The sequence below is a fragment of the Stenotrophomonas sp. YJH_SMC_32 genome (genome assembly GCF_059369975.1).
The window spans coordinates 77799-98320 of record NZ_JCAFTE010000003.1 but is presented as its reverse complement, the minus strand read 5'-3'; the positions used below and the strand labels follow the sequence as shown (position 1 = coordinate 98320).

Sequence of the window (20522 nt, the reverse complement as noted above, 5' to 3'; positions counted from 1 at the left end):
GTGGGGCAGGTTCCTTTGCGCAGGGAGTTCGCTGCCTATCGCGCTGGGATCCCTCTGTAGAGCCGAGCCCATGCTCGGCTGAACCAGAGAGGCAGCCGAGCATGGGCTCGGCTCTACAAGTAACCGCCTCCTCAAGAACTCCGCAGCGGCGGCCGCGCATGCGCATTGCGCCGCAGTGACTGCGCCCGCTTGGCTATCCAGCGCACCACGAAGGCGGTGAACAGCAGTGCCGACGGCACCGCATACCAGAAGTTGCCTGGCACGCGCTTGAAGTACGAGTAGGTGAACACCGCCGCGATGATCCACATGCCGGTCAGGTGCAGGCGACGCCAAGCGGTGGGGCCCATGCGGCGGGCGATCCCCCGATGCGAGGTGATGGCCAGCGCCACGATGGCGATGTAGCCCACCGTGCCCGGGAGATTGGCCAGCGCGGATCGTGCTGGCCAGAACGCCGGGTTGAGGATGCCGAAACTGGTGATGGCGATGGCATGCAGCAGGTGCGAAAAGGCGAAGGACAAACCGACGGTGCGCCGTTCGCGCAGCAGGAACCGGGTGAATGGGCCGGGCAGAAGACTGGCGAACGACGATGCGGTGAACGCCGCCAGGAACAGCAGGAACGATGTACGTGCAGTGACCCGTATCGCCGCACGGCTGCCTTCGGCTGCATCGGGATACAGGGCGAAGGCCGCCAGCGCGAATGCGATCAGGACCACGGCCATGGCCACAAACAGGCGCCAGCCGTGCAGGAAGGAAGTGTTGGAAGCAGGCATGGTGAGACCTCGAAGCAGGAATGGGGAGCACCGGCCGCTGCCCGGGCGATGAGTGGGTAGCGCCGGCCGCTGGCCGGCACCCTCAACAGTCGTTCGGCACAACCAGCACGCTCGCCGCACACAGCTCGCCCAGTACGGGCGCGCAGGCCGCGCGCAATGCGTCCGTTGCCACGCCATGTGCCCCGGACAGCACCCGGAGTGCTGCTTCCACAGCCGCGCCGTCTTCACCAAAGATCGATAGCAGCGCGTAGGCCAGCGGCGACAGTTGCTCGACCTGCAGGCTGAAATCGGCGAGGCGCCGGATCAGCAGCAGCGTGGGCGCAGCGCTCGGCACCGGCTCCAGGGCCTCGTCCTCATGCACCGGCCATTGGTAGCCCAGCACCCGCACCAGCGGCGAAACCGCCAGCACATCGCTGCCCTCGGGAACGCTGTGCAGCGACTGCCCGGCGTCACGCGCTTCAATGTGCAGCGACTGCAGCGTGCTCTCGTAGTGCGCAAGTTCCGCTGCCCAGGCCGGGAGTGCCAGCGCGTCCTGCACTGCCAGCCAGGCCGTGAACTCGCCGGCGATCTGTGGGAACAACGGGGTCTGGCAGGCGTGGTGGGCGTAGTAGTGCTCCACTGTGTCGCGCCAGTGTGGCGTGCCCAACTGCTGTTGCAGGCGCGGCAGGCTGCCGGCCAGCAGGGCGTCCAGGCTGTCGATGCACAGGCGGCGGTATACCGCCAGCCTGCCCGCCTCGACGCTGTCGGGTGCGGCCATTGCTGGGTCGCGCACATGATCGGCCCAGCGCCGTTGCAGGGTAGCCAGCGACTCAGCCATGGGCCACCTCGGGCCAGCGTGCCTCGGCTTGCGCCTGGCGGATCTGCGCGACCTCGGCCAGCAACTCTGCCAGCGGCGGAAAGTTGAAGTCGCGTTCGAGCAGCGTAGGGCGCACGCCGACCCGCGCATAGGCCTCGCGCAACAACGCCCAGACCACGCCTTTCACCGGCGCACCGTGGGTATCGATCTTGAAGCCATCGTTTTCATCGAAGTGGCCCGCTACGTGCAACGAGGCGATGCGGTGGGGCTGCACGCGGGCCAGGAATTCGAAGGCGTCGTAACCGTTGTTGCAGGCGTTGACGAAAACGTTGTTGACGTCCAGCAGCAGGTCGCAGTCGGCTTCGGTGAGCACGGCGTTGATGAAGTCGATCTCGCTCATGTCCGCGCCGGCAACGGCGTAGTAGGAGATGTTCTCCACGGCGATGCGTCGGCCCAGCATGTCCTGTACCTGGGCGATGCGGCCGGCGACATGGCGTACGGCCTCGGCGGTGAACGGCAGCGGCAGCAGGTCATAGACATGGCCACCGGCGGCGCAGTAGCTCAGGTGTTCGCTGTACAGCTGCACCTGGTGCAGGTCGAGGAAGGCACGGGTCTGTGCCAGCAGGGGGAGGTCCAGCGGATCAGGACCGCCCAGCGACAGCGACAGGCCGTGGCAGGTCAAGGGGTGGCGCTCGCTGAGTTGGCGCAGCGCGGCGCCGTGTGCACCGCCGACGCCGATCCAGTTGTCGGGGGAGACTTCGAGGAAGTCGATGGCGCCGGCCGGCATTGCCAGCAGCTCGTCGATCAGGCCACGGCGCAGGCCAAGACCGGCGGCATTGGAGGGCAGGGGCAGGGACATGGCGGATGCTCCAGAGAGAGGGCGCCGCCTTGAAGGCGGCGCCGGTTGAACGTCGATCAATCGGCAACGCGGGAGAACAGGCCCTTCGGCATCGGCTTGCCGTTGGCGGTGTAGACGCTGCGCAGGTAGTCGTGTGCTTCCTGCTCGCTGATGTAGCCGTCGTGGTCGGTGTCGATGCGGTCGAACTCGGCGGCACGCTTGGCGGCCACCGCGTTGAACTCGGCGCGCGAGACCTTGCCGTCGTGGTCACGGTCGGTGCGGGCAAACGAGGCGTCGCCGCACTTGCCTTCGCCACACTGGCCCTCGGCCACCTTGGCCTTGCCGGCGGGCTTGCCGGTGGTGGCCTTGTTGGCCCCGCACTTGCCTTCGCCGCACTTGCCTTCGGCGGCGGCGCTCATGGCCACCGCGCTGATCGCCAGCGGCTGGATCGCAGCGGCCTGGCCGGCCAGCAGCAGGCCACCGGCCAGGGCGATGCCGATGGCACCGATGCGCGGCAGACGGGAAGAGGGGGTGTTCTTGGTCGAGACGGACATGGTGGTGACTCCTTGGGAATGCACGCGACGCGTGCGGGGTGGACGCCGCCGAAAAGGCGACGGAAAGGGAAACACTCGGGAACAGGGGGAAGCGGCTCAGGCGGTGCGGCGGCGTCGCAGCAGATGACCCAGCAGCAGCACGCCACCGAGCAGGGCGCCGCCGAAGCCGACGCCGGGCAACAGCGCGGCAACCGGCAGCAACAGGGCGATCAGGCTGACGCCCCAGCCCAGGCCGTCATTGCCGACGGGGGCATGCTGTGGGCCGGCCAGCAGCCGGTCCACGCTGAGCGCGCCACCGCCGTTGAGGATCAATGGCAGCAGCATGGCCAGGAACAGCAGCGGCAGCTTGAAGTTGCCGTAGCCCTGGTCGGTGATCGCGTAGCCCTGCCAGAGTTCACCCAGGCCGTTCCACTGGTCGGGCCAGTGCACGGCGGCGATGGCGACCACCGTCAACACCCAGAAGACGTAGGCCACCGAGCGCGTGGCCAGGCCGAGCAGCAGCATCACCGCACCCACCAGTTCCAGCCAGGTGGCCAGCTGCCAGTTCAACGATGCGGGCAGGGTGGAGAACGGGAACGGGAATCGACCTTCCAGGTCGGAGAACCAGTTCTGGCCGCCCAGCTTCTCGCGGCCGGACTCAAAGAACTCCCAGGCCAGCAGGGTGCGCAGCGCCAATGGCGACAGCCAGCGGCCGACGGCGTCCAGGCGGGGGGTATACACGGAAGAGGCGGTGCTGATCATGGTGGTGTCCTGCGGGCCAGTGGTCGATGGGGGCCATTCCAGGCGGTGCAGGTATCGGCAACGTGTGCCGTTGCCCGGGGTTTTGTCAGCGACTGTGGCCGCGACCGGGGTTTCGTACAGTCCGATACAAAGACGATGCGTGGATGCACATCGGGGCGTTGTGCGCACGCGGGCGGGGAACGATGTCCGGCCGGTAGTAGCCGGCCTGGCCCGTCGCGCAAATGTATCCCAGTGTAGAAACCCGCCTGCGCCCTACAGTCCGGTACAACTCCGCGCCACGGAGAAACAGCGCCGATACATCGGCAGGCGGAAATGGCCACTCCCAACACCGGAGTGACACCCATGATCCGTACCTCCTTGCTTGCCGCCGCTCTCGCCCTGGCCGGCGCTGCCGCCCCCGCCTTCGCTACCCAGGTCGATACCGCTGCACCGCCCACCGTCATCCTGGTGCACGGCGCCTTCGCCGATGGCTCCAGCTGGAGCAAGGTCCTCACCACGCTGCACGACTGGAAGGTGCCGGCGGTGGCGGTGCAGAACCCGCTCACCTCACTGGCCGACGATGTGGCGGCCACCCGCCGCGCGATTGCCGCCGCGCCTGGCAAGGTGGTGCTGGTCGGCCACAGCTGGGGTGGCACGGTCATCACCGAAGCGGGCAATGACCCGAAGGTGCAGGCGCTGGTGTACGTGGCGGCCTTCGCACCGGATGCAGGGCAGTCTTCGGCGCAACAGGGCGAAGGCTTCCCGGTCGGGCCGGGCCTGGCCCGGCTGCAGGAGAGGGATGGCTACCTGACCTTGCCGGCCGATGCCATCGCCCAGGACTTCGCCCCGGACGTGATGAAAAAGTCGGCCGCACTGCTGTACAGCACGCAGGTCCCGTTGAAGGCCAGCGCGCTGGGCGAGGTGGTGAACGTGGCGGCCTGGCGCAGCAAGCCGAGCTGGTACGTGCTCAGCCGTGATGACCGCATGCTGTCGCCACAGCTGCAGGCCGCGACCGCACGTCGCATCGGTGCTCAGCTGCAATCGATCGGCAGCAGCCATGTGTCGCTGCTTTCGCATCCGGCGCAGGTGGCCGACAGCATCCTGGAAGCGGCGGGGGTGAAGCCGGTGGAGCTGCCGCTGGCCGAGCAGGGGGGCTGAGCGATGGCCGCACTGCGAGGGTACGCACTGCCGCTGCTGCTGGGCCTGCTGGGCGGAGCGGTGTTGTTGCTGGCATGGCCCAGCCCGGAGGCCGATGCGCGGCCGGCACAGGCCGTTCCCGCCACCGGGTTCGACGGTGGCGGGCCCTGGCACAACAGCCCACCGCTCACACTGAAGCAGTTGCGGGGACAGGTGGTGCTGGTCGAGTTCTGGACCTACACCTGCAGCAACTGCCTCAACGTGGCGCCGTATGTCCACCAGTGGCATGCACGCTACGCGCCGCAGGGCCTGAAGGTGATCGGCGTGCATACGCCGGAATTCGCCCATGAAGGGTTGCCCGGCAACGTGCGCAAGGCCATCGCGCGGTTGGATATCACCTGGCCGGTGGTGCAGGACAACCAGTACCGGATCTGGAACGCCTGGGGCAACCGCTTCTGGCCCGCGCTGTACCTGCTCGACCGGCAGGGACGGGTGGTCTACCGCCATTACGGCGAGGGCGACTACGCACGTACCGAAAGCGAGATCCAGCGCCTGCTGGCCAGCCCTTGAGCCGCGCTACCATGGCCGCGCCGCGCGGCCCTGACCTCCGTCTTCATCGAGAACGCAATGAACCATGTACCGCACATCCTGGTCGTCGACGATGACAGCGAGATCCGCCAGATGCTGGCCGACTACCTGCAGCGCAACGGCCTGCGCGTGAGCCAGGCCGACGGTGGCCGGGCCATGCGCGCGCTGATGGATACCCATGCGGTGGATCTGGTGGTGCTGGACGTGATGATGCCGGGCGAGGACGGCCTGAGCCTGTGCCGCAACCTGCGCGCCGGCAAGCATCGTGCGGTGCCGGTGGTGCTGCTGACCGCCCGCGATGACGAAACCGATCGCATCATCGGCCTGGAAATGGGCGCTGACGACTACGTGACCAAGCCCTTTTCTTCGCGCGAGCTGCTGGCACGCATCAATGCGGTGATCCGTCGCACGCAGATGCTGCCGCCGAACCTGCAGGTGAGCGAGGCCGGGCGCCAGCTCGCCTTCGGCGAGTGGCGCCTGGATACCACCGCGCGCCACCTGCTGGACGCACAGGGGACCGCGTATCCGCTCAGCGGCGCCGAGTTCCGCCTGTTGCGCGTGTTCCTCGACCACGCCAATCGGGTGCTCAGCCGCGACCAGCTGCTCAGCCTCACCCAGGGCCGCGATGCAGAACTGTTCGATCGCTCGATTGACCTGCTGGTCAGCCGCGTGCGCCAGCGACTGGGTGACGACGCGCGCGAGCCGACTTACATCAAGACCGTGCGCAGCGAAGGCTATGTGTTCAGCGTGCCGGTGCAGTTGCTGGGGCCGGACGAATGAGCACCGGCGCACGCCGTCCACGCTGGCCGCGCACGCTGTCGGCGCGGCTGCTGCTGGTCCTGCTGGGCGGACTCACCCTGGCCCACGGGCTGTCCTTCGGCTTGCTCTTTTTCGAACGCTACCAGTCCACCCGCAGCATGATGCTGCGCAACCTCGACGAGGATGTGGCGGTGAGTGTCGCACTGCTGGAGCACCTGCCCGCAGACCAGCGCGATGCCTGGGTACCACGGTTGGAACGACGCACCTACCGCTACCTGTTGCGTCCAGCCGAGCCCGGGCCGGGGCTGCAGACCGATCGTGCGCGCCAGGTCACGGCGATCATCGACGACAGCCTGCAGCACCGCTATCCGTTGCAGGCGCGCCAGGTGGCTCGCCTGCCGGAGCGGTTCGAGGTGGAACTGCGCCTGCACGACGGCACACCCTTGACCATTGAAGTCACTCCGTCGGGCCTGCCGCTGGCACGTTGGCTGCCCGCCGTGCTGCTGGTGCAGCTGGCGCTGCTGCTGGTGTGCGCGTGGTTGGCGGTGCGCCTGGCCCTGCGGCCGCTGCAGCAGCTGTCGCATGCGGTCGAGCATCTGCAGCCGGGCAAGGACGGGCCTGCACTGCCTGAAGATGGCCCTGCGGAAGTGGGCGGCGCGGCGGCTGCACTCAATGCACTGCAGGCACGCATTCGTGGCCATGTCAGTGAGCGCCTGCAGATCCTGGCCGCGATCTCGCATGACCTGCAGACCCCCATCACGCGCATGAAGCTTCGGGTGGAGACCCTGCCTGAAGACAGCACCCAGCAGCGGCTGCTGGCCGACCTCGACCACCTGGGTCAACTGGTGCGTGAGGGCGTGGCCTATGCGCGCAGCAGCCACGTCGCCAGTGGCGCGCCGGTGTCGATGGACCTGGGCGCGTTCCTGGCCAGTATGGTCGGCGATTACGAGGACATGGGAAAGCCGGTCATGGGTGGTGCGCCCGCTGGGCTGGTCGTGCAGACCTGGCCGCAGCCGCTGCGCCGGGTGGTCGGCAATCTGGTCGACAACGCATTGCGCTACGCCGGCGCCGCCGAGATCGAGGCGGGCCGCGATGAGGCCGGAAGGGTGTGGATCAGCATTTCCGACCGTGGCCCCGGCATTCCCGAGGACCAGCTTCAGGCAGTGCTGGCGCCGTTCCACCGGCTGGAAAGCTCGCGCAACCGCGATACCGGAGGGACCGGCCTGGGACTGGCCATCGCGGTGCAGCTGGCGCAGTCGCTGGGTGGCTCGCTGCGGTTGCACAACCGCGAGGGTGGCGGCCTGCGGGCGGAACTGCAGCTGCCGGGGCAACGGGCGGGGTCGGATCCCTTGGCCGGTGGCAAAGGGCTCTGACCCCGATGGGGGATCCGCGGCAATCCTGCACGGCCCCGGGATCGGCGATCATCTGCAGGGAGTGTCGAAACCAGGAAACACGCAATGCAGGGAACGCAGCATTCAATCCGGCGTCCGCGCCACGTCGCGCTGCTGTTCGGTCTACTCGCGCTGGCGGCCTGCCAGCGCACACCGGACGCGTCGACCGTGGCACCCACAGCGGGTCCACCGCTTGCCGCCCCGGCCACCGCAGCAGACCTCTCTCCACTACTCGATGCCTTGCCGACCTGCGCGCTGGACGGCTGGTACATCGATCAGCAGACCGGGCGCCCGGCCCATCCCTGGTTGGCGGCGAACGCACCGAAACCCTGCAAGGAAGACGGGGAGAACGAGATCGCCACGTTCTGCGTGCAGGGGCAATGGAAGGGGCTGCCGGTGGAGGAAGTGATCCTGCCGACGATGACGTTCGTTTCGTTCCGTGGGGCCAGGATCGGCCTGCCGCTGGAGAAGGCACGTCCCATCGTCCGCCAGCGTTTCGGGAAGTACTTCCCGGGTGGTGCGGCCTACGAGGAAGGGCGCGAGCCGAAGCTGCTGGCCGACCCGGAGGATGCGCAGCGTTCGTGGCTGCTGTGCAGCACCCCGGAACTGGGCCACGACGTGGACAGCGAGGGAAGCATCAGCTATTCCGGCATGAACCTGCCCTACGATCACGACGATTGCAGCTACCGCTACAGCCCGGTCGACTTCTGCGATGCGCGGCACCGCGCAGCCATCGAAGATGCCCTCCAGCGTCGGAAATCCAATTTCAACCAGTACTATCTGCTGGTACAGGTCGATGATCGACCCGAGTACTTCCAGCGCACGCTGGTACTGGTCGATACCCGCACAGGCAGGGCGACGCCACTGCCGTTCGATGCCTTCACCGGGCCGGCAGGGAAGGGCGGTGATGCAACCGGATACGGGACACTGGAAACGGGCGTGGACCAGCAGCAGTTCTGCCTCGACGGTGCGCTGCTGGTCTACCGCGCGTTCGAGCAAGGACGCTTCTGCTTCGGCTTTGACGGCGAACGTTTCACCGGCCATGAAACCCAGTACATGCAGGCAGCCGATAGCCGATGACCGGCATTTCACCCCGTCCATGCCACGCTGCGCGGAACCTGCCCAACCGGGACCGAGGCTGTTGAAGGCGAACACGCAATGACTGCGGCGCGGCAGCGCTCGATGTGGGTGGCGGGCCTGTCCACGGTGGTGGAGTGGTACGACTTCACCCTGTACCTGTACTTCGCCACGGTGCTGTCGCGGGTGTTCTTCGGCGGTGGCGAGCAGGCGTTGCTGGTGACCTTGGCTGGCTTCGCGGTGTCCTACCTGATGCGTCCGCTGGGCGCGCTGTGCTTTGGTCACCTGGGTGACCGGCTCGGCCGACGCTGGATGTTGCTCGCGTCGATGGCGTTGATGGCAGCGGCAATGCTGGCCACTGCGCTGCTGCCGACCGCGGCCACCGCAGGCGCCACGGCCGGCGTGCTGCTGCTGGTGCTGCGCTGCGTGATGGCGTTCTCGGTGGGCGGCGAATATACCGGCGTGGTGGCGTACCTGCTGGAAAGCGCACCGGCGCGCCGACGCGGCCTGGTTACGTCATTGGCTTCGGCGGCCAGCGAAGTGGGCGCACTGCTGGCGGTGGCGATCTCTGCACTTACCGTCGCGCTGCTGCCCACCGCGCAGCTGGACCGTTGGGGCTGGCGGATTCCGTTCCTCGTCGGCGCCGCGCTTGCGCTGGTGATCCTGATTGCGCGTTCGGGCATGCACGAGTCGCCGGAGTTCGAGCGCCAGCGCCGCGAAGGCAGCATTCCCGCCACACCACTGCGGCATGTGCTGCAGCATCATCCGTTGGCGGTGGCGCGCACGTTCGCGATTTCGGCGCTGGGATCGATCACTTACTACGTGGGCATCACCTATGTGCCTGCATTCCTGCACGCGCAGGGCCACGATGAGGGTGACGCACTGTGGCTGTCGACGATCGCGGCGGTGGCAGTGATTGCGATCACGCCCCTGTGTGGCGCATTGTCGGACCGCATCGGACGACGTCCGGTGTTGTTGGGCCTGACCGTGCTGGCAGCGCTGCTGCCGCTGTCCCTGTTTGCGTGGATGGCACAGGCGACGGCGCTGGGCATCGTGCTGGCGGCGGTGCTGCTGGCCTGCGTGGCCGGTGGTGTAAGCGCGGTGGCGGCCCCGGCCACGGCTGAGCAGTTCCCAGGCGAAGGCCGGGTCAGCGGCCTGGCACTGGGAGTAACAATGGCCACTGCCTTCTTCGGCGGGGCAACGCCATGGCTGGCGCAATGGTGGGTGGAGCGCAGCGGCTGGGCGGCGGCGCCGGGCGCGATGATCGCGCTGGTGGCGGTGCTGGTGCTGCCGGTGCTGTGGACCCTGCCCGAGACGGTCCCGGGCAGGGCCAGGCGCTAGACGGTCAGACCTTCAGGGTCTGCGCGATGTCGGCCAGTACCGCGGCCGCATCCACACCGATGGCAATCGACTGCACCACGTGGCCGTCCCACACGCTGGGGCCGAATGCCAGGCCTTCCGGCTTGGGAATGGTCATGCCGCGGGCAACGCCGTCCGTGGCCACACGCACGCTGGCGCGCTCGAACTGGAACAGTTCCGGGCGGGTCAGCGCGATGCATGCGCAGCAGTCATGCACGACCATGCCCTTGTGGCCGGCCTGCAGGTAGAAGTCGACGTAATCCTGCGACAGCGCACGGACCAGCTCGGCGTCGGCACCGCCGATGGTGGCCAGCTTATCCAGGCCGTCACGGTCCATTTCCACGCGGGTGGTCACGTCCAGGCCGATCGCGGTGACTGGCCAGCTGGCGGTGAACACCACGTCGGCGGCTTCGGCATCGCCCCAGATATTGGCCTCGGCGGCCGGGGTGATGTTGCCGTTGACGTGGAAGGCGCCGCCCATGATCACCACGCCGCGTACCAGGCCGGCGATGTCCGGGGCCTGCTGCAGGGCCAGGGCCAGGTTGGTCATGCGGCCGACCGCGACCAGGGTCACTTCGCCCGGATGGGCGCGGACCAGATCGATGATCAGCTGATGGGCCGGGCGGGCATCGGCGGCCACGTCCAGGCTGGCCGGCACCGGGTGGTTGCCCAGGCCGTTGTGGCCGTGGATGTGCACCGGCCACGCTTCCGGGGTGGCTTCCGGCTGCAGCGGGCCATCGGCACCGCGCGCGACCGGGGCGGCGAAGCCCCAGGCCTGCTTCAGGTACAGCGCGTTGTGCGTGGTCGACTCCACCGAGGCATTGCCGAAGGTGGTGGTGACACCGATCAGGTCGATCTGGGCGTGCTTGTGCAGGTAAAGCAGGGCCAGGGCGTCGTCGACGCCCGGGTCGGTATCGAAAATGACTTTCAGCATGTTGTTGTTCTTCTTCTTCCGTGTGGTGCGAGGGGCGCCGGCGGCCAGGGGCAGGCCGGCACGCCCCCACATTGTCCCATCTTCATGACAGGCAGGGCCATTGCCGGGGTGGCAGGCCATAATGCCCCCAGTCCAGGCATGGTGTCGCCGAATGCTGATCGTTGCCCTTCTGCTGGTCCTGCTGGTCCTGCTGGTGCTGGGCTTGAACGTGGTGGCCACCGTGGTGATCGTCAGGCGTGATGGACTGTCGGCGGGTGGCCGGACGGTGCAGCTGCTGCTGGTCTGGCTGCTGCCGCTGGTCGGCGCCATCCTGTGCATGGCGGTGGCTACGGCCGATGGCTCGGGCAGCCGGGGGGATGGCGGCGCAAGCTACGACAGCTCAGGTGGCTACTCAGATGACAACCACAGCCATCACAGCCACAGCAGCTCCGACTGCAGCAGTGATGGCGGCGGGGGGGACGGCGGCAGCTGCGGCGATTGAGGTCCCTGTAGCGTCGAGCCATGCTCGACTGCTCTTCGCTTCAACGCCGCCGTGCCTGAGCAGGAAAGCAGTCGAGCATGGCTCCACGCTACAAGATACCGGGCACAGCCCGGCAACCCCTGCCTGCCTCAGAACTTCCAGCGCAGGCTGGCCGACACGAAGCGCGGCTCGCCGTAGTTGTTGTAGTCCAGGTTGGCCCAGTAAGTCTTGTCCAGCGCGTTGCGCACGCTCAGCGTTGCAGTCCAGCTGTCGCTGATGCGGTAGTTGGCATTGAATTGCACCAGCATGTACGCCGGCTGGTTCACGGTCACCGTGCCGCCCAGCGGGTAGGCGATGTTGTAGCCCTGCACCTTGCTCTGCCACTGCAGGCCACCGCCGATGCTCAGGCGTTCCAGCGCACCGCGCAGCTGCAGTTGCGTGTTGAGCTGCAGCAGGTCCTTGGGCGGGTTGGCGTACAGCAGGTCGGTGGCGGCGCGGGTGACCTTGACGTGGGTGTAGCCGGCATTGACCGTCCAGCCCGGCAGGATTTCGCCGTTGATATCCATCTCCCAGCCACGCGCCTTGGTACCGTTGACGCCGATGTAGGCCGAGCTGCCGTCGCTGAGCGAACCCTCCGGCACGCCCATGTCACGCACCGCGTAGTTGTCCTGCTTGGCCTCGAACACAGCGGCATTTGCGGTCAGGCGGCCATCGAACCACTGCGTCTTGATGCCCGCTTCCAGGTTCGAGCCCTGCACCGGCGCCAGCAGGTTCTCGTTGCGGTCCTTGTAGTTCTGCGGATTGAAGATCTCGGTGTAGCTGGCATAGGCCGACACGTTCGGGGTGATCTCGTAGACCAGGCCCACGTACGGAGTGACTTCATCGCTCACCTTGTACGCACCGCTGGTGCCGGTATAGGCGCCGGCGGCGTTGTAGGAGCGGGTGAGGGTTTCCCACCGGCTCAGGCGTGCACCGGCGATCAGCGACAGCGGATCGGCCAGGTGCAGGCGGGTGGCCAGATAGACGCCACTCTGCGTGGTCTTGGCCACGCGGCGCGCGCCGGTGCGGCGGTAGGTCACCTCGGAGATATCGCCGTTCCAGCTGTATACGTTGGGGATGTAGTAGCAGCGCTCGCGTGCACCCGTGGCGCTGACACACGTTGCCCAGTCGCTCGGGAAGTTCAGCGCCACGGTGTTCGTGGTCCCTTCCAGATCCGACCACTGGGCACCGACCGTGAGGTCGTGGTCGCGGCCGAACAGCGGGAAGTTGCCGGTCAGGTAAGCATCGACATTGCGGCGGGTGTCTTTCGAATCACCGGCGGCCGCACGCAGGAAGATGCCCGAGCCGGTCACCGGGTCCGGGTTGCCGGTGCCGTACAGGCGCACGTTCTGCACGTTGCCGCGGGTGTAGGCGGTGTTGATCTTCAGCAGCCAGTTGTCGCCGAAGCGCTGTTCCAGGTTGGCGAAGGCGGTGTTGCTCTCGCGCTTCCAGTAGCTCCACTTCGGCGACAGGTTGGTCGAGCGCGGCAGATGGGCGAAATTGCCCTGGCTGTCGAAGAACGGCACGGTGCCCCAGGTCGAACCGGTCGGGTTGTTGTCCTGGGTCTGGTAGCCGAGGGTGAGGGTGGTGCTGTCGGTGACATCGCCTTCCAGCACCGCCATGCCGGCCATCTTGTTCTCGTCGTAACGGTCGTAGTACAGCCCGCGCTCGGTGTAAGCGGCGACCACGCGGCTGCGGAAACGGCCGTCATCGGTCAGCGGCGCGGTGACGTCGGCTTCCATGCGGCGGTAGTCCCAGCTACCGGCGCTCACCGCGAATGACGCGTCGAATTCCTTGCCGGGGCGCTTGCGCAGCAGGTTGACCGTGGCCGACGGCACGCCGGCGCCGCTGAGCAGGCCGTTGGCACCGCGGATCACTTCGATGCGGTCGTAGAAGGCGGTGTCGTATTCCTGGTTGGTGGAGCCGCTGTAGGTGGGGATGCCGTCGACCTGGAAGTCGGTGATGGCGAAGCCGCGCGCGTAGTACAGCGGGCGCTGCGTGTCATAGAAGGACACGCTGACGCCGGTCACGTTGCGCATCACATCGTTGATGCTGAACAGTGATTCGTCCTGCAGGCGCTGCAGGCTGATCGCGGTGGCCGACTGCGGGGTTTCCTGCAGGGTGATCGGCAGGCGCGTGGTGCTGGCCGGCGGAGCGGACTGCTCGGCCCGGACGCTGACCCGGTCCAGGGTCTTGGCGTCGCCGGCGGCATCGGTGGCGGCGAACGCGGCGGGCGTGGTCAGCAGGGTCAGCGACGAAAGCAGGGCAGCCGGCAGCAGCGCGCGGCGGGGCAGGCGGTTACGGACAGGCAGGGGCATGGTGGGCTCGAGGCTTGGAAACGGGGGAAGGGCGGCAACAGTCGTCCAGCACCCGGGGCGGCGGCTTCGGGCACGGTCAGGTCCATCTGGAGCGGCGCGATCACTGCGCAGGGTGCAAATGTAAATAATTCTTAACAACATTACAATTCGCGTCACTGCGCAGGGGCTTCCCGGCGCAGAGCGGTGGCGGGCTGGGGTCGGATCCCGTTGCTGCAGGCAATGGGCTCTGACCCCATCATCGACGCCCAATCGCAGGTCAGAGCCCGCCCGTGCGGGAGGGATCCGACCCACCTCGCACAAAAACAAACGGCCACCCGAAGGTGGCCGTCCGTCTGCATCGAAGGAACGCGCGGGCTTACAGCGCCTGCAGTTCCTCATTGGCATTGCGCTTTTCCTTCGCCGGTGCCGGAGCCGCAGCGGCCGGAGCCGGCACCGCCGCGTTCGCATCCACCGGCACCTCCAGGTACGGCAGGTGCAGGGTCTGGCTGGTCAGCGTACGGATCTCGTTGACCAGTGCGGCGCTGTCGTTGAGCTTGCGCCCGTACGACGGCACGATCTCGCGCAGGCGGGTTTCCCAACCGGCCTTCATCTGGTCCGGGAAGGCCTTGGCCATCAGGTCCAGCATGATCGGCGGCGAGGTCGACGCGCCCGGCGACGCGCCGAGCAGCGCGGCGATGGTGTGGTCCTTGTCGGTCACGATCTCGGTACCGAACTGCAGCACCGGGCCCTTCAGCGGATCGCGCTTGATGATCTGCACGCGCTGGCCGGCGGTGACCAGCTTCCAGTCACCCGGCTTGGCATTGGGGAAGTACTTGACCAGTTCGGCCTGGCGGTCGGCATCGTTCAGGCGCGCCTGGCCCATCAGGTACTGCACCAGGTCCAGGTTGTCCTTGCCCACTTCCAGCATCGGGCCAACGTTGTTGTGGGTCACCGAGGAATACAGGTCCCACCACGAGCCGTGCTTGAGGAACTTGGTGCTGTACAGCGCGAACGGCCCGAACAGGACCACCGGCTTGCCGTCCAGCTTGCGTGCATCCAGGTGCGGCACCGACATCGGCGGCGAACCGGTTTCGGCCATGCCGTAGGCCTTTACGCCATGGCGCGAGGTCACGTCCTGGCCCTGGAAGGCGAGGAACTGGCCACCGACCGGGAAGCCTGCGTAGTCCTTCGATTCCGGAATGCCCGACATCTGCAGCAGCTTCAGCGCGGCGCCGCCGGCACCGATGAACACGAAGCGGGTGTGAGTGGTGGTTTCGGTGCCGGCCTTGAGATCCTTCACCGTGACGTTCCAGCTCTTGTCGGCGTTCTGCCGCAGGGCGGTCACTTCATGGTTCAGGTGCAGGCTGAAGTTCGGGCTGCGCTGCAGGCCGGCGGTCAGCTGGCGGGTGATCACACCGAAGTTGACGTCGGTACCGAGCGGCATCCAGGTCGCGGCAACCTTCTGCTTCGGGTCACGGCCTTCCATCAGCAGCGGGGCCCACTGCTTGATCTGCGCCGGATCCTCGGAGTACTGCATGCCGTAGAACAGCGGGTTCTTCACCAGGGCCTGCTGGCGCTTGTGCAGGTAGGCGATGTTGTCATCGCCCCAGACGAAGCTCATGTGCGGGGTCGGGTTGATGAAGTCGCTGGGCTGGCTCAGCCGGCCTTCCTTCACCTGGTGCGACCAGAACTGGCGCGAGACCTCGAACGATTCGGCGATGCCGACCGCGCGCTTGGTCTCGATGCTGCCGTCGGGCAGTTCCGGGGTGTAGTTCAGTTCGGCGAACGCCGAGTGGCCGGTGCCGGCGTTGTTCCAGCCATCGGAGCTTTCACCGGCGACGCCGTCGAGGCGTTCGTAGACCTGAATGTTCCAGTCCGGCTGCAGTTCCTGCAGGTAGGTGGCCAGGGTGATGCTCATGATGCCGGCGCCGACCAGCACAACATCGACGGGCTTGTCGTTGCTGGCGGCGGGCACGGAGCGCTGGGTCAGCGGCCAGTACAGGAACAGCGCGGCGGCCAGCAACAGCAGCACGAGCAGGGCGAGCAGGGCCTTGCCAAATTTCTTCATGGGGGCGGGATCGTTGGCGGAGGGGAAGGGGTCAGGATGCGCGTGGGGCAGGGAAAGGGCGTGAAGAAACAACGCCTTGCAGAATCCATCCGCGATTCTAACCGGATCCGGTCGTTTTTTGATGCAACGCAGCATCCGACGTTTCGCGACGCTGTCACGTGGGGGGCGGGCTCGACCTGATGACCTCAGCCCAGTAGCGCCAGGCCATGCCTGGCGACGCCTTCAATCAGACCAGCTCAAGGATCTCGTCGCCGGCCTCATCGAGCTCGCCGGTCGGGCGCCAGCCCAGGCGGCGGTAGAAGCCATGCGAGCGCGAACGCGGGTCGGCCGAGCAGGCCAGGAACAGCCGCTGGTGGCCGGCATCGCGGGTCAGGCTGACCACGTCCTGCAGCAGCTGGCGGCCGATGCCGCGGCCCTCGTAGTCCGGCAGCAGGGCAAGCACCAGCACCTCGCCGCTGTCACGATCGGCGAAGCAGTAACCGGCCATGCGCTCGCCGTCCCAGGCGACGCGGCCGATCGAATCGCCCTGGGCGATGCCGGCTGCCCAGCTGTCCTCGGTGATGCCCAGTTCTGCCAGCTGGGCCGCACTGAAAGCGTTCTCGCGGGTGCGCCCGCGCAGGTCGATGCAGGCGGCGGCATCTTCGGGGCGGGCGTCGCGGACGAATACAGGCATGCAGGGCATCCTTGCAGTGATCGGCCGACCAGTATCCGCATCACGCATGGACCTAGTGTGGAGCTTACGTGGAGATCCGATGGAGCAAAAAAGGGGACGGAGGGGATTAAGTCGTTTAAGACCCAAACGACATCCGGGGCAAAGACGACTTAATCCCCTCCGTCCCCTTTTTCCCGCTGGGCGTCAGCGCTTGCGCCGGATCAGCGCCGAGGACGCGTCCAGTACCGCACGGGTCAGCAAGGCCATGGTCTGCACGTCGCCCTTCCAGTGCTGCCAGTACAGCGGTACGTCTTCCCACGCGCGCTGCCGTACGTAGACCAGTCGCCCGGCGTCCAGGTGGCGCTTGACCAGCGGCAGGGGGTTCATGGTCCAGCCCAGTCCGCCGAGGTTGGCCTGCACGAAGGCCCGGGTGGAGGGGATCCACCAGGTCGGTGCGGTGCTGGGCAGGTCGTCGCCGGCCATGCGCCGGGCGAAGCGCGACTGCATTTCGTCCTTGCGGTTGAACACCAATACCGGCGCCTGTGCCAGCGCCTGCGCGGTCACGCCCTTGGCGAAGTGGCGCTCGCGGAACTCGGGGGTACAGGTGGCGGCGTAGCGGATGCTGCCCAGCGCATGGATCTGGCAGCCCTGCACCGGCTCGTCCAGCGTGGTCACTGCGCCCAGCACCGTGCCCTGGCGCAGCAGCTCCACGGTGTGGTCCTGGTCTTCCACGCGCAGGTCCAAGGTGGTGCCGGTGGTCTGCGCGAACTGGTAGGCGGCCTGCGGAAACCAGGTTTCCAGGCTGTCGTGGTTCACCGCCACCGGGATGCTGGCCTGGGGCAGATCCTCATCGGCCAGGCCCATCCGGTGCAGCGCATCGTGTTCGAGCAGGGCGGTCTGCTCGGCCAGCTGCACCAGCAGCTGCCCCTCGGCGGTGGCCGTGGCAGGCGTGCCGCGCTTGACCAGCAGGCGGCCGATCCGGTCCTCCAGCGCCTTGACCCGCTGCGAGATGGCCGAGGGCGTGACATTCAACGACTGTGCGGCGCGGTCAAAGCTGCCTTCGCGGATCACCGCGGCCAGGGCGCGCAGCTGGGCATGATCGATGCGCATCGAATTAAGCTCCGCTAATGTTGGTTTAGGAAGTTTAGCTCGTCTTTTCCATGTTGCGGCGCGACAATGGCGTCCGTTCCGGTGCTGTCCGCCTTCGCGAGGCACCGTCCCCCCAAGCAATACAAGGCAGTGAATCCCATGTTCTCGGTCATCTCCGCCAGCACCGGCCTCGGTGCCTGGTTCTCTGGTGCAGCCACCGGCATCGGCCTGTTCGCGGTGGTCGGCGCCCAGAGCGCCTTCATTCTGCGCCAGGGCATCCTGCGCAAGCACATCGTGCCGGTGGTCGCCACCTGCGCGGCCATCGATGCCATCTTCATCTTCGCCAGCGTGGCCGGCCTGCGCACGCTCACCTCGGCGCTGCCGTGGCTGACGACCGCCGTGCTGTGGACCGGTGTCGCGTTCCTGGCCTGGTATGCGATGAAGTCGGCACGCCGTGCGATCGCCGGGGGTGGTGGCATGGGCGAGGCCGACAGCGATGACGGCAGCCGCCGCGCGGTGCTGATGGCCGCGGTCGGCTTCTCGCTGATCAACCCGCACTTCTGGCTGGACATGATGGTGATCGGCTCCATCGCCGAGAACTTCGGCAACGCCCGCATGGCCTTCGCTGCCGGCGTGGTCACCGCCAGCTGCCTGTGGCTGACCGCGCAGGGCCTGGGAGCACGCCTGCTGGCGCCGCTGTTCACCAAGCCCAGCACCTGGCGCGTGCTCGACGGCACCATCGCCGTGATCCTCAGCATCCTGGCCCTCATGTTGGCGGTGCGCGGGGTCCACTGACCCGGCGCACGCCCCCCGAACCCACGTCCTGACTCTCTCTCCAAGGTAGTGGCAACGACGGCACCGGCAACGGTGCCGTCGTCTTTTCCGGCTCTGGCGTCAAACGCTCGGCGCTGCCTAGAATCGGCCACCAGGACAAGGTGTCCACAGGAGCAGGGGAAGGATGCACAAGACCATTCTGGCGGCCGCGCTGGCCGTCATCGGGGGCGTTGCCGCAGGCAGCGCGGGGGCGGTGGATCTGACGCAGTACCTGCGTCGGGAGACCTTCACCGACATCAAGATTTCGCCGGGGGGCGAGTACGTAGCGGCAACGGTTCCGAGGGAGGACAGCACCGCGATCGCGATCCTGCGGTTGAAGGACAAGCAGCTGGTCGGGAGTTTCTGGCCATCCAGCCGCAACCACGCGCAGGAATTCGACTGGGTCAGCAACGAACGCCTGTTGATCGGCCTGGCCCAGAAGTGGGGCTCGCTCGACCAACCCAATCCCACCGGCGAACTCTATGCCGTCGACGCCAACGGCAACCGTGGCGAGCTGCTGGTCGGCTATCGCGTCGAAAGCAAGGGCCCGGGGACCCGCATCCAGCCGAAGAAAGTCGAAGCAGTGGCCGCCTTCCTGGCCGACGACCTGCCGGGCGACGAGCGCAACGTGCTGGTGACCGTATGGCCGCTGGCCGAGGACCCGTTTACCCGCGTCGATCGCATGGATGTGACCACGGGCCGCCGTGCGCGGGTGGCATCTTCGCCGGTACGGCGCGGCGAATTCACCACCGATGGCGCCGGCGAGGTCCGCTTCGTGCACGGCTCGGGCAGCGACAACATCAACAAGCTGTATTTCCGCGAACGCAGCGGCGACACCTGGAAGCTGATCAACGACGAGGCGGTCAGCAAGCGCATCGAAACCGCCCTCGGCTTCTCGGCCGATGACAGCCTGGCCTACCTCAACGTCGAGCAGACCCAGGGCCCGGATGCGATCGTCAGCTGGAACCCGCAGACCGGCGAACGCGCGACGCTTCTGCGCGACGAGGTGGTCAATCCGTACCGCATCATCCACCGGCCCGGCACCCATGTGCCGGTAGGCGCGCTGTACCTGGGTGACAAACCGCGCACGCGCTTCTTCGATGAAGGCTCGGCCGATGCGCGCCTGTACCGCAGCCTGGAAGCCGCCTTCGGAGGGCCCGTCTACATCACCTCCAGCACCCGCGATGGCCGTGTCGTGCTGGTGGAAACCTGGTCGGGCTCGAACCCGGGCGATTTCTACGTGTACGACACGGTGGCGCGCAAGGCCGATCACCTGATCAGCCGCAGCGACTGGATCGACGTGGACCGTAGTGCCAGCGTGAAGCCGATTGCACTGAAGGCGCGCGACGGGCTGCCACTGCATGGCTTCCTGACCCTGCCGGCCGGCAGCGACGGGCGCAACCTGCCGATGGTGGTGATGCCGCACGGCGGCCCGTTCGACATCTTCGATTCCGGCCAGTACGACCGCGAAACGCAGATGCTGGCCGCGGCCGGTTATGCCGTGCTGCAGGTCAACTTCCGTGGTTCGGGCAACTACGGCCGGGCCCACACCCAGGCCGGTGCGCAGCAGTGGGGCGCGGCAATGCAGGACGATGTCACCGATGCCACCCGCTGGGCAATCAGCGAAGGAATCGCCGACGGCCGTCGCATCTGTATCTACGGCGCCAGCTACGGGGCCTACTCGGCGATGATGGGTGCCGCCCGCGAACCCGGGTTGTATCAGTGCGCGGCGGGCTATGTCGGGGTCTACGACCTGCCGATGATGTACACCCGTGGCGACATCCAGGACCGGGGTTCAGGCGTGACCTATCTGCGCGAATGGCTGGGGGATCCGGCCAAGCTGGGTGCGGTGTCGCCGGTGAACATGGCCGAACGGATCAAGGTGCCGGTGTTCCTGGCCGCCGGTGGCGAAGACAAGCGCGCGCCGATCCAGCACACCGAGCGCATGGAAGCAGCGCTCAAGCGCGCCGGCACGCCGGTGGAAAGCCTGTACTACAAGACCGAAGGCCACGGCTTCTACACCGAGGCCCATCGCAGCGAGTACTACGACAAGCTGCTGGCCTTCCTGGCGCGCAGCCTGGGCGGCAAGACTGCGACGACCGCGCCCGCGACCGGCAAGGACAAGGCGCCCTGAGCTGACAGGGCGGTGGATGATCATTCCGCCGCCCTGGTTTTCCGCAA

At 67.2% G+C, this 20522-nt stretch carries 19 protein-coding genes; 9 read left to right on the top strand and 10 right to left on the bottom strand.

All coding sequences use genetic code 11. The annotated features are described in order from the left end of the window. Positions 1-131: 131 nt before the first annotated feature. The 5 genes from AC5P7S_RS06435 to AC5P7S_RS06415 all read right to left on the bottom strand — a co-directional run bounded on the left by AC5P7S_RS06435 (position 132) and on the right by AC5P7S_RS06415 (position 3699). The gene (locus AC5P7S_RS06435; protein WP_065178140.1) at positions 132-770 is read right to left on the bottom strand and encodes a ferric reductase-like transmembrane domain-containing protein; all 639 of its coding nucleotides are present in this window, start codon (positions 768-770) and stop codon (positions 132-134) included. An 82-nt stretch (positions 771-852) separates the two neighbouring features. Further along, complete coding sequence (locus AC5P7S_RS06430) at positions 853-1587, bottom strand: HvfC family RiPP maturation protein (protein WP_095376957.1); 735 nt, start codon at positions 1585-1587, stop codon at positions 853-855. Beyond that, positions 1580-2425 (bottom strand): HvfB family MNIO-type RiPP peptide maturase, encoded by an 846-nt coding sequence (locus tag AC5P7S_RS06425; RefSeq protein ID WP_095376956.1) that lies wholly within the window; start codon positions 2423-2425, stop codon positions 1580-1582. Before AC5P7S_RS06425 ends, AC5P7S_RS06430 begins: the two co-directional genes overlap by 8 nt. A gap of 56 nt (positions 2426-2481) precedes the next feature. Beyond that, the gene (locus AC5P7S_RS06420) at positions 2482-2958 is read right to left on the bottom strand and encodes an HvfA family oxazolone/thioamide-modified RiPP metallophore (protein ID WP_069139051.1); all 477 of its coding nucleotides are present in this window, start codon (positions 2956-2958) and stop codon (positions 2482-2484) included. A 96-nt stretch (positions 2959-3054) separates the two neighbouring features. Beyond that, entirely contained in the window at positions 3055-3699 is a 645-nt protein-coding gene (locus AC5P7S_RS06415) for an HvfX family Cu-binding RiPP maturation protein (protein WP_095376955.1), read from the bottom strand. A gap of 342 nt (positions 3700-4041) precedes the next feature. On the opposite strand from AC5P7S_RS06415, the gene AC5P7S_RS06410 reads away from it, so the two are divergent. From AC5P7S_RS06410 to AC5P7S_RS06385, 6 genes are all read left to right on the top strand, one after another. Further along, entirely contained in the window at positions 4042-4836 is a 795-nt protein-coding gene (locus AC5P7S_RS06410; RefSeq protein WP_111127863.1) for an alpha/beta fold hydrolase, read from the top strand. A 3-nt stretch (positions 4837-4839) separates the two neighbouring features. Continuing rightward, entirely contained in the window at positions 4840-5385 is a 546-nt protein-coding gene (locus AC5P7S_RS06405) for a redoxin family protein (protein WP_095377751.1), read from the top strand. A 57-nt stretch (positions 5386-5442) separates the two neighbouring features. Next, positions 5443-6183, top strand: a complete 741-nt coding sequence (locus AC5P7S_RS06400; protein ID WP_095377752.1) for a response regulator — start codon at positions 5443-5445, stop codon at positions 6181-6183. Continuing rightward, complete coding sequence (locus AC5P7S_RS06395; protein WP_095377753.1) at positions 6180-7535, top strand: sensor histidine kinase; 1356 nt, start codon at positions 6180-6182, stop codon at positions 7533-7535. Before AC5P7S_RS06400 ends, AC5P7S_RS06395 begins: the two co-directional genes overlap by 4 nt. Positions 7536-7619: 84 nt before the next feature. Further along, on the top strand, positions 7620-8633 hold the full coding sequence (locus AC5P7S_RS06390) for a hypothetical protein (protein ID WP_095377754.1): 1014 nt from the start codon (positions 7620-7622) through the stop codon (positions 8631-8633). Positions 8634-8711: 78 nt separating this feature from the next. Beyond that, complete coding sequence (locus tag AC5P7S_RS06385; RefSeq protein ID WP_065186004.1) at positions 8712-9971, top strand: MFS transporter; 1260 nt, start codon at positions 8712-8714, stop codon at positions 9969-9971. 4 nt (positions 9972-9975) lie between these two features. Here the strand turns inward: AC5P7S_RS06385 and AC5P7S_RS06380 are convergent, their stop codons facing one another. Further along, complete coding sequence (locus AC5P7S_RS06380) at positions 9976-10923, bottom strand: nucleoside hydrolase (RefSeq protein ID WP_095377813.1); 948 nt, start codon at positions 10921-10923, stop codon at positions 9976-9978. Between the two features lie 151 nt (positions 10924-11074). Here AC5P7S_RS06380 and AC5P7S_RS06375 point away from each other — a divergent pair, with 151 nt between their 5' ends. Beyond that, complete coding sequence (locus AC5P7S_RS06375) at positions 11075-11404, top strand: hypothetical protein (RefSeq protein ID WP_095377755.1); 330 nt, start codon at positions 11075-11077, stop codon at positions 11402-11404. Positions 11405-11532: 128 nt separating this feature from the next. On the opposite strand, the gene AC5P7S_RS06370 is transcribed toward AC5P7S_RS06375, so the two are convergent. From AC5P7S_RS06370 to AC5P7S_RS06355, 4 genes are all read right to left on the bottom strand, one after another. Further along, complete coding sequence (locus AC5P7S_RS06370) at positions 11533-13740, bottom strand: TonB-dependent siderophore receptor (protein WP_095377756.1); 2208 nt, start codon at positions 13738-13740, stop codon at positions 11533-11535. 355 nt (positions 13741-14095) lie between these two features. Further along, on the bottom strand, positions 14096-15787 hold the full coding sequence (mqo, locus tag AC5P7S_RS06365; protein WP_005415670.1) for a malate dehydrogenase (quinone): 1692 nt from the start codon (positions 15785-15787) through the stop codon (positions 14096-14098). Positions 15788-16013: 226 nt separating this feature from the next. Then, complete coding sequence (locus AC5P7S_RS06360; protein ID WP_095377757.1) at positions 16014-16460, bottom strand: GNAT family N-acetyltransferase; 447 nt, start codon at positions 16458-16460, stop codon at positions 16014-16016. Positions 16461-16643: 183 nt separating this feature from the next. Next, positions 16644-17549 (bottom strand): LysR family transcriptional regulator ArgP, encoded by a 906-nt coding sequence (locus tag AC5P7S_RS06355; protein WP_005415672.1) that lies wholly within the window; start codon positions 17547-17549, stop codon positions 16644-16646. Between the two features lie 138 nt (positions 17550-17687). On the opposite strand from AC5P7S_RS06355, the gene AC5P7S_RS06350 reads away from it, so the two are divergent. Continuing rightward, entirely contained in the window at positions 17688-18323 is a 636-nt protein-coding gene (locus AC5P7S_RS06350) for a LysE/ArgO family amino acid transporter (RefSeq protein WP_005415673.1), read from the top strand. Between the two features lie 163 nt (positions 18324-18486). Then, positions 18487-20475 (top strand): alpha/beta hydrolase family protein, encoded by a 1989-nt coding sequence (locus tag AC5P7S_RS06345; protein ID WP_095377758.1) that lies wholly within the window; start codon positions 18487-18489, stop codon positions 20473-20475. Positions 20476-20522: the final 47 nt, after the last annotated feature.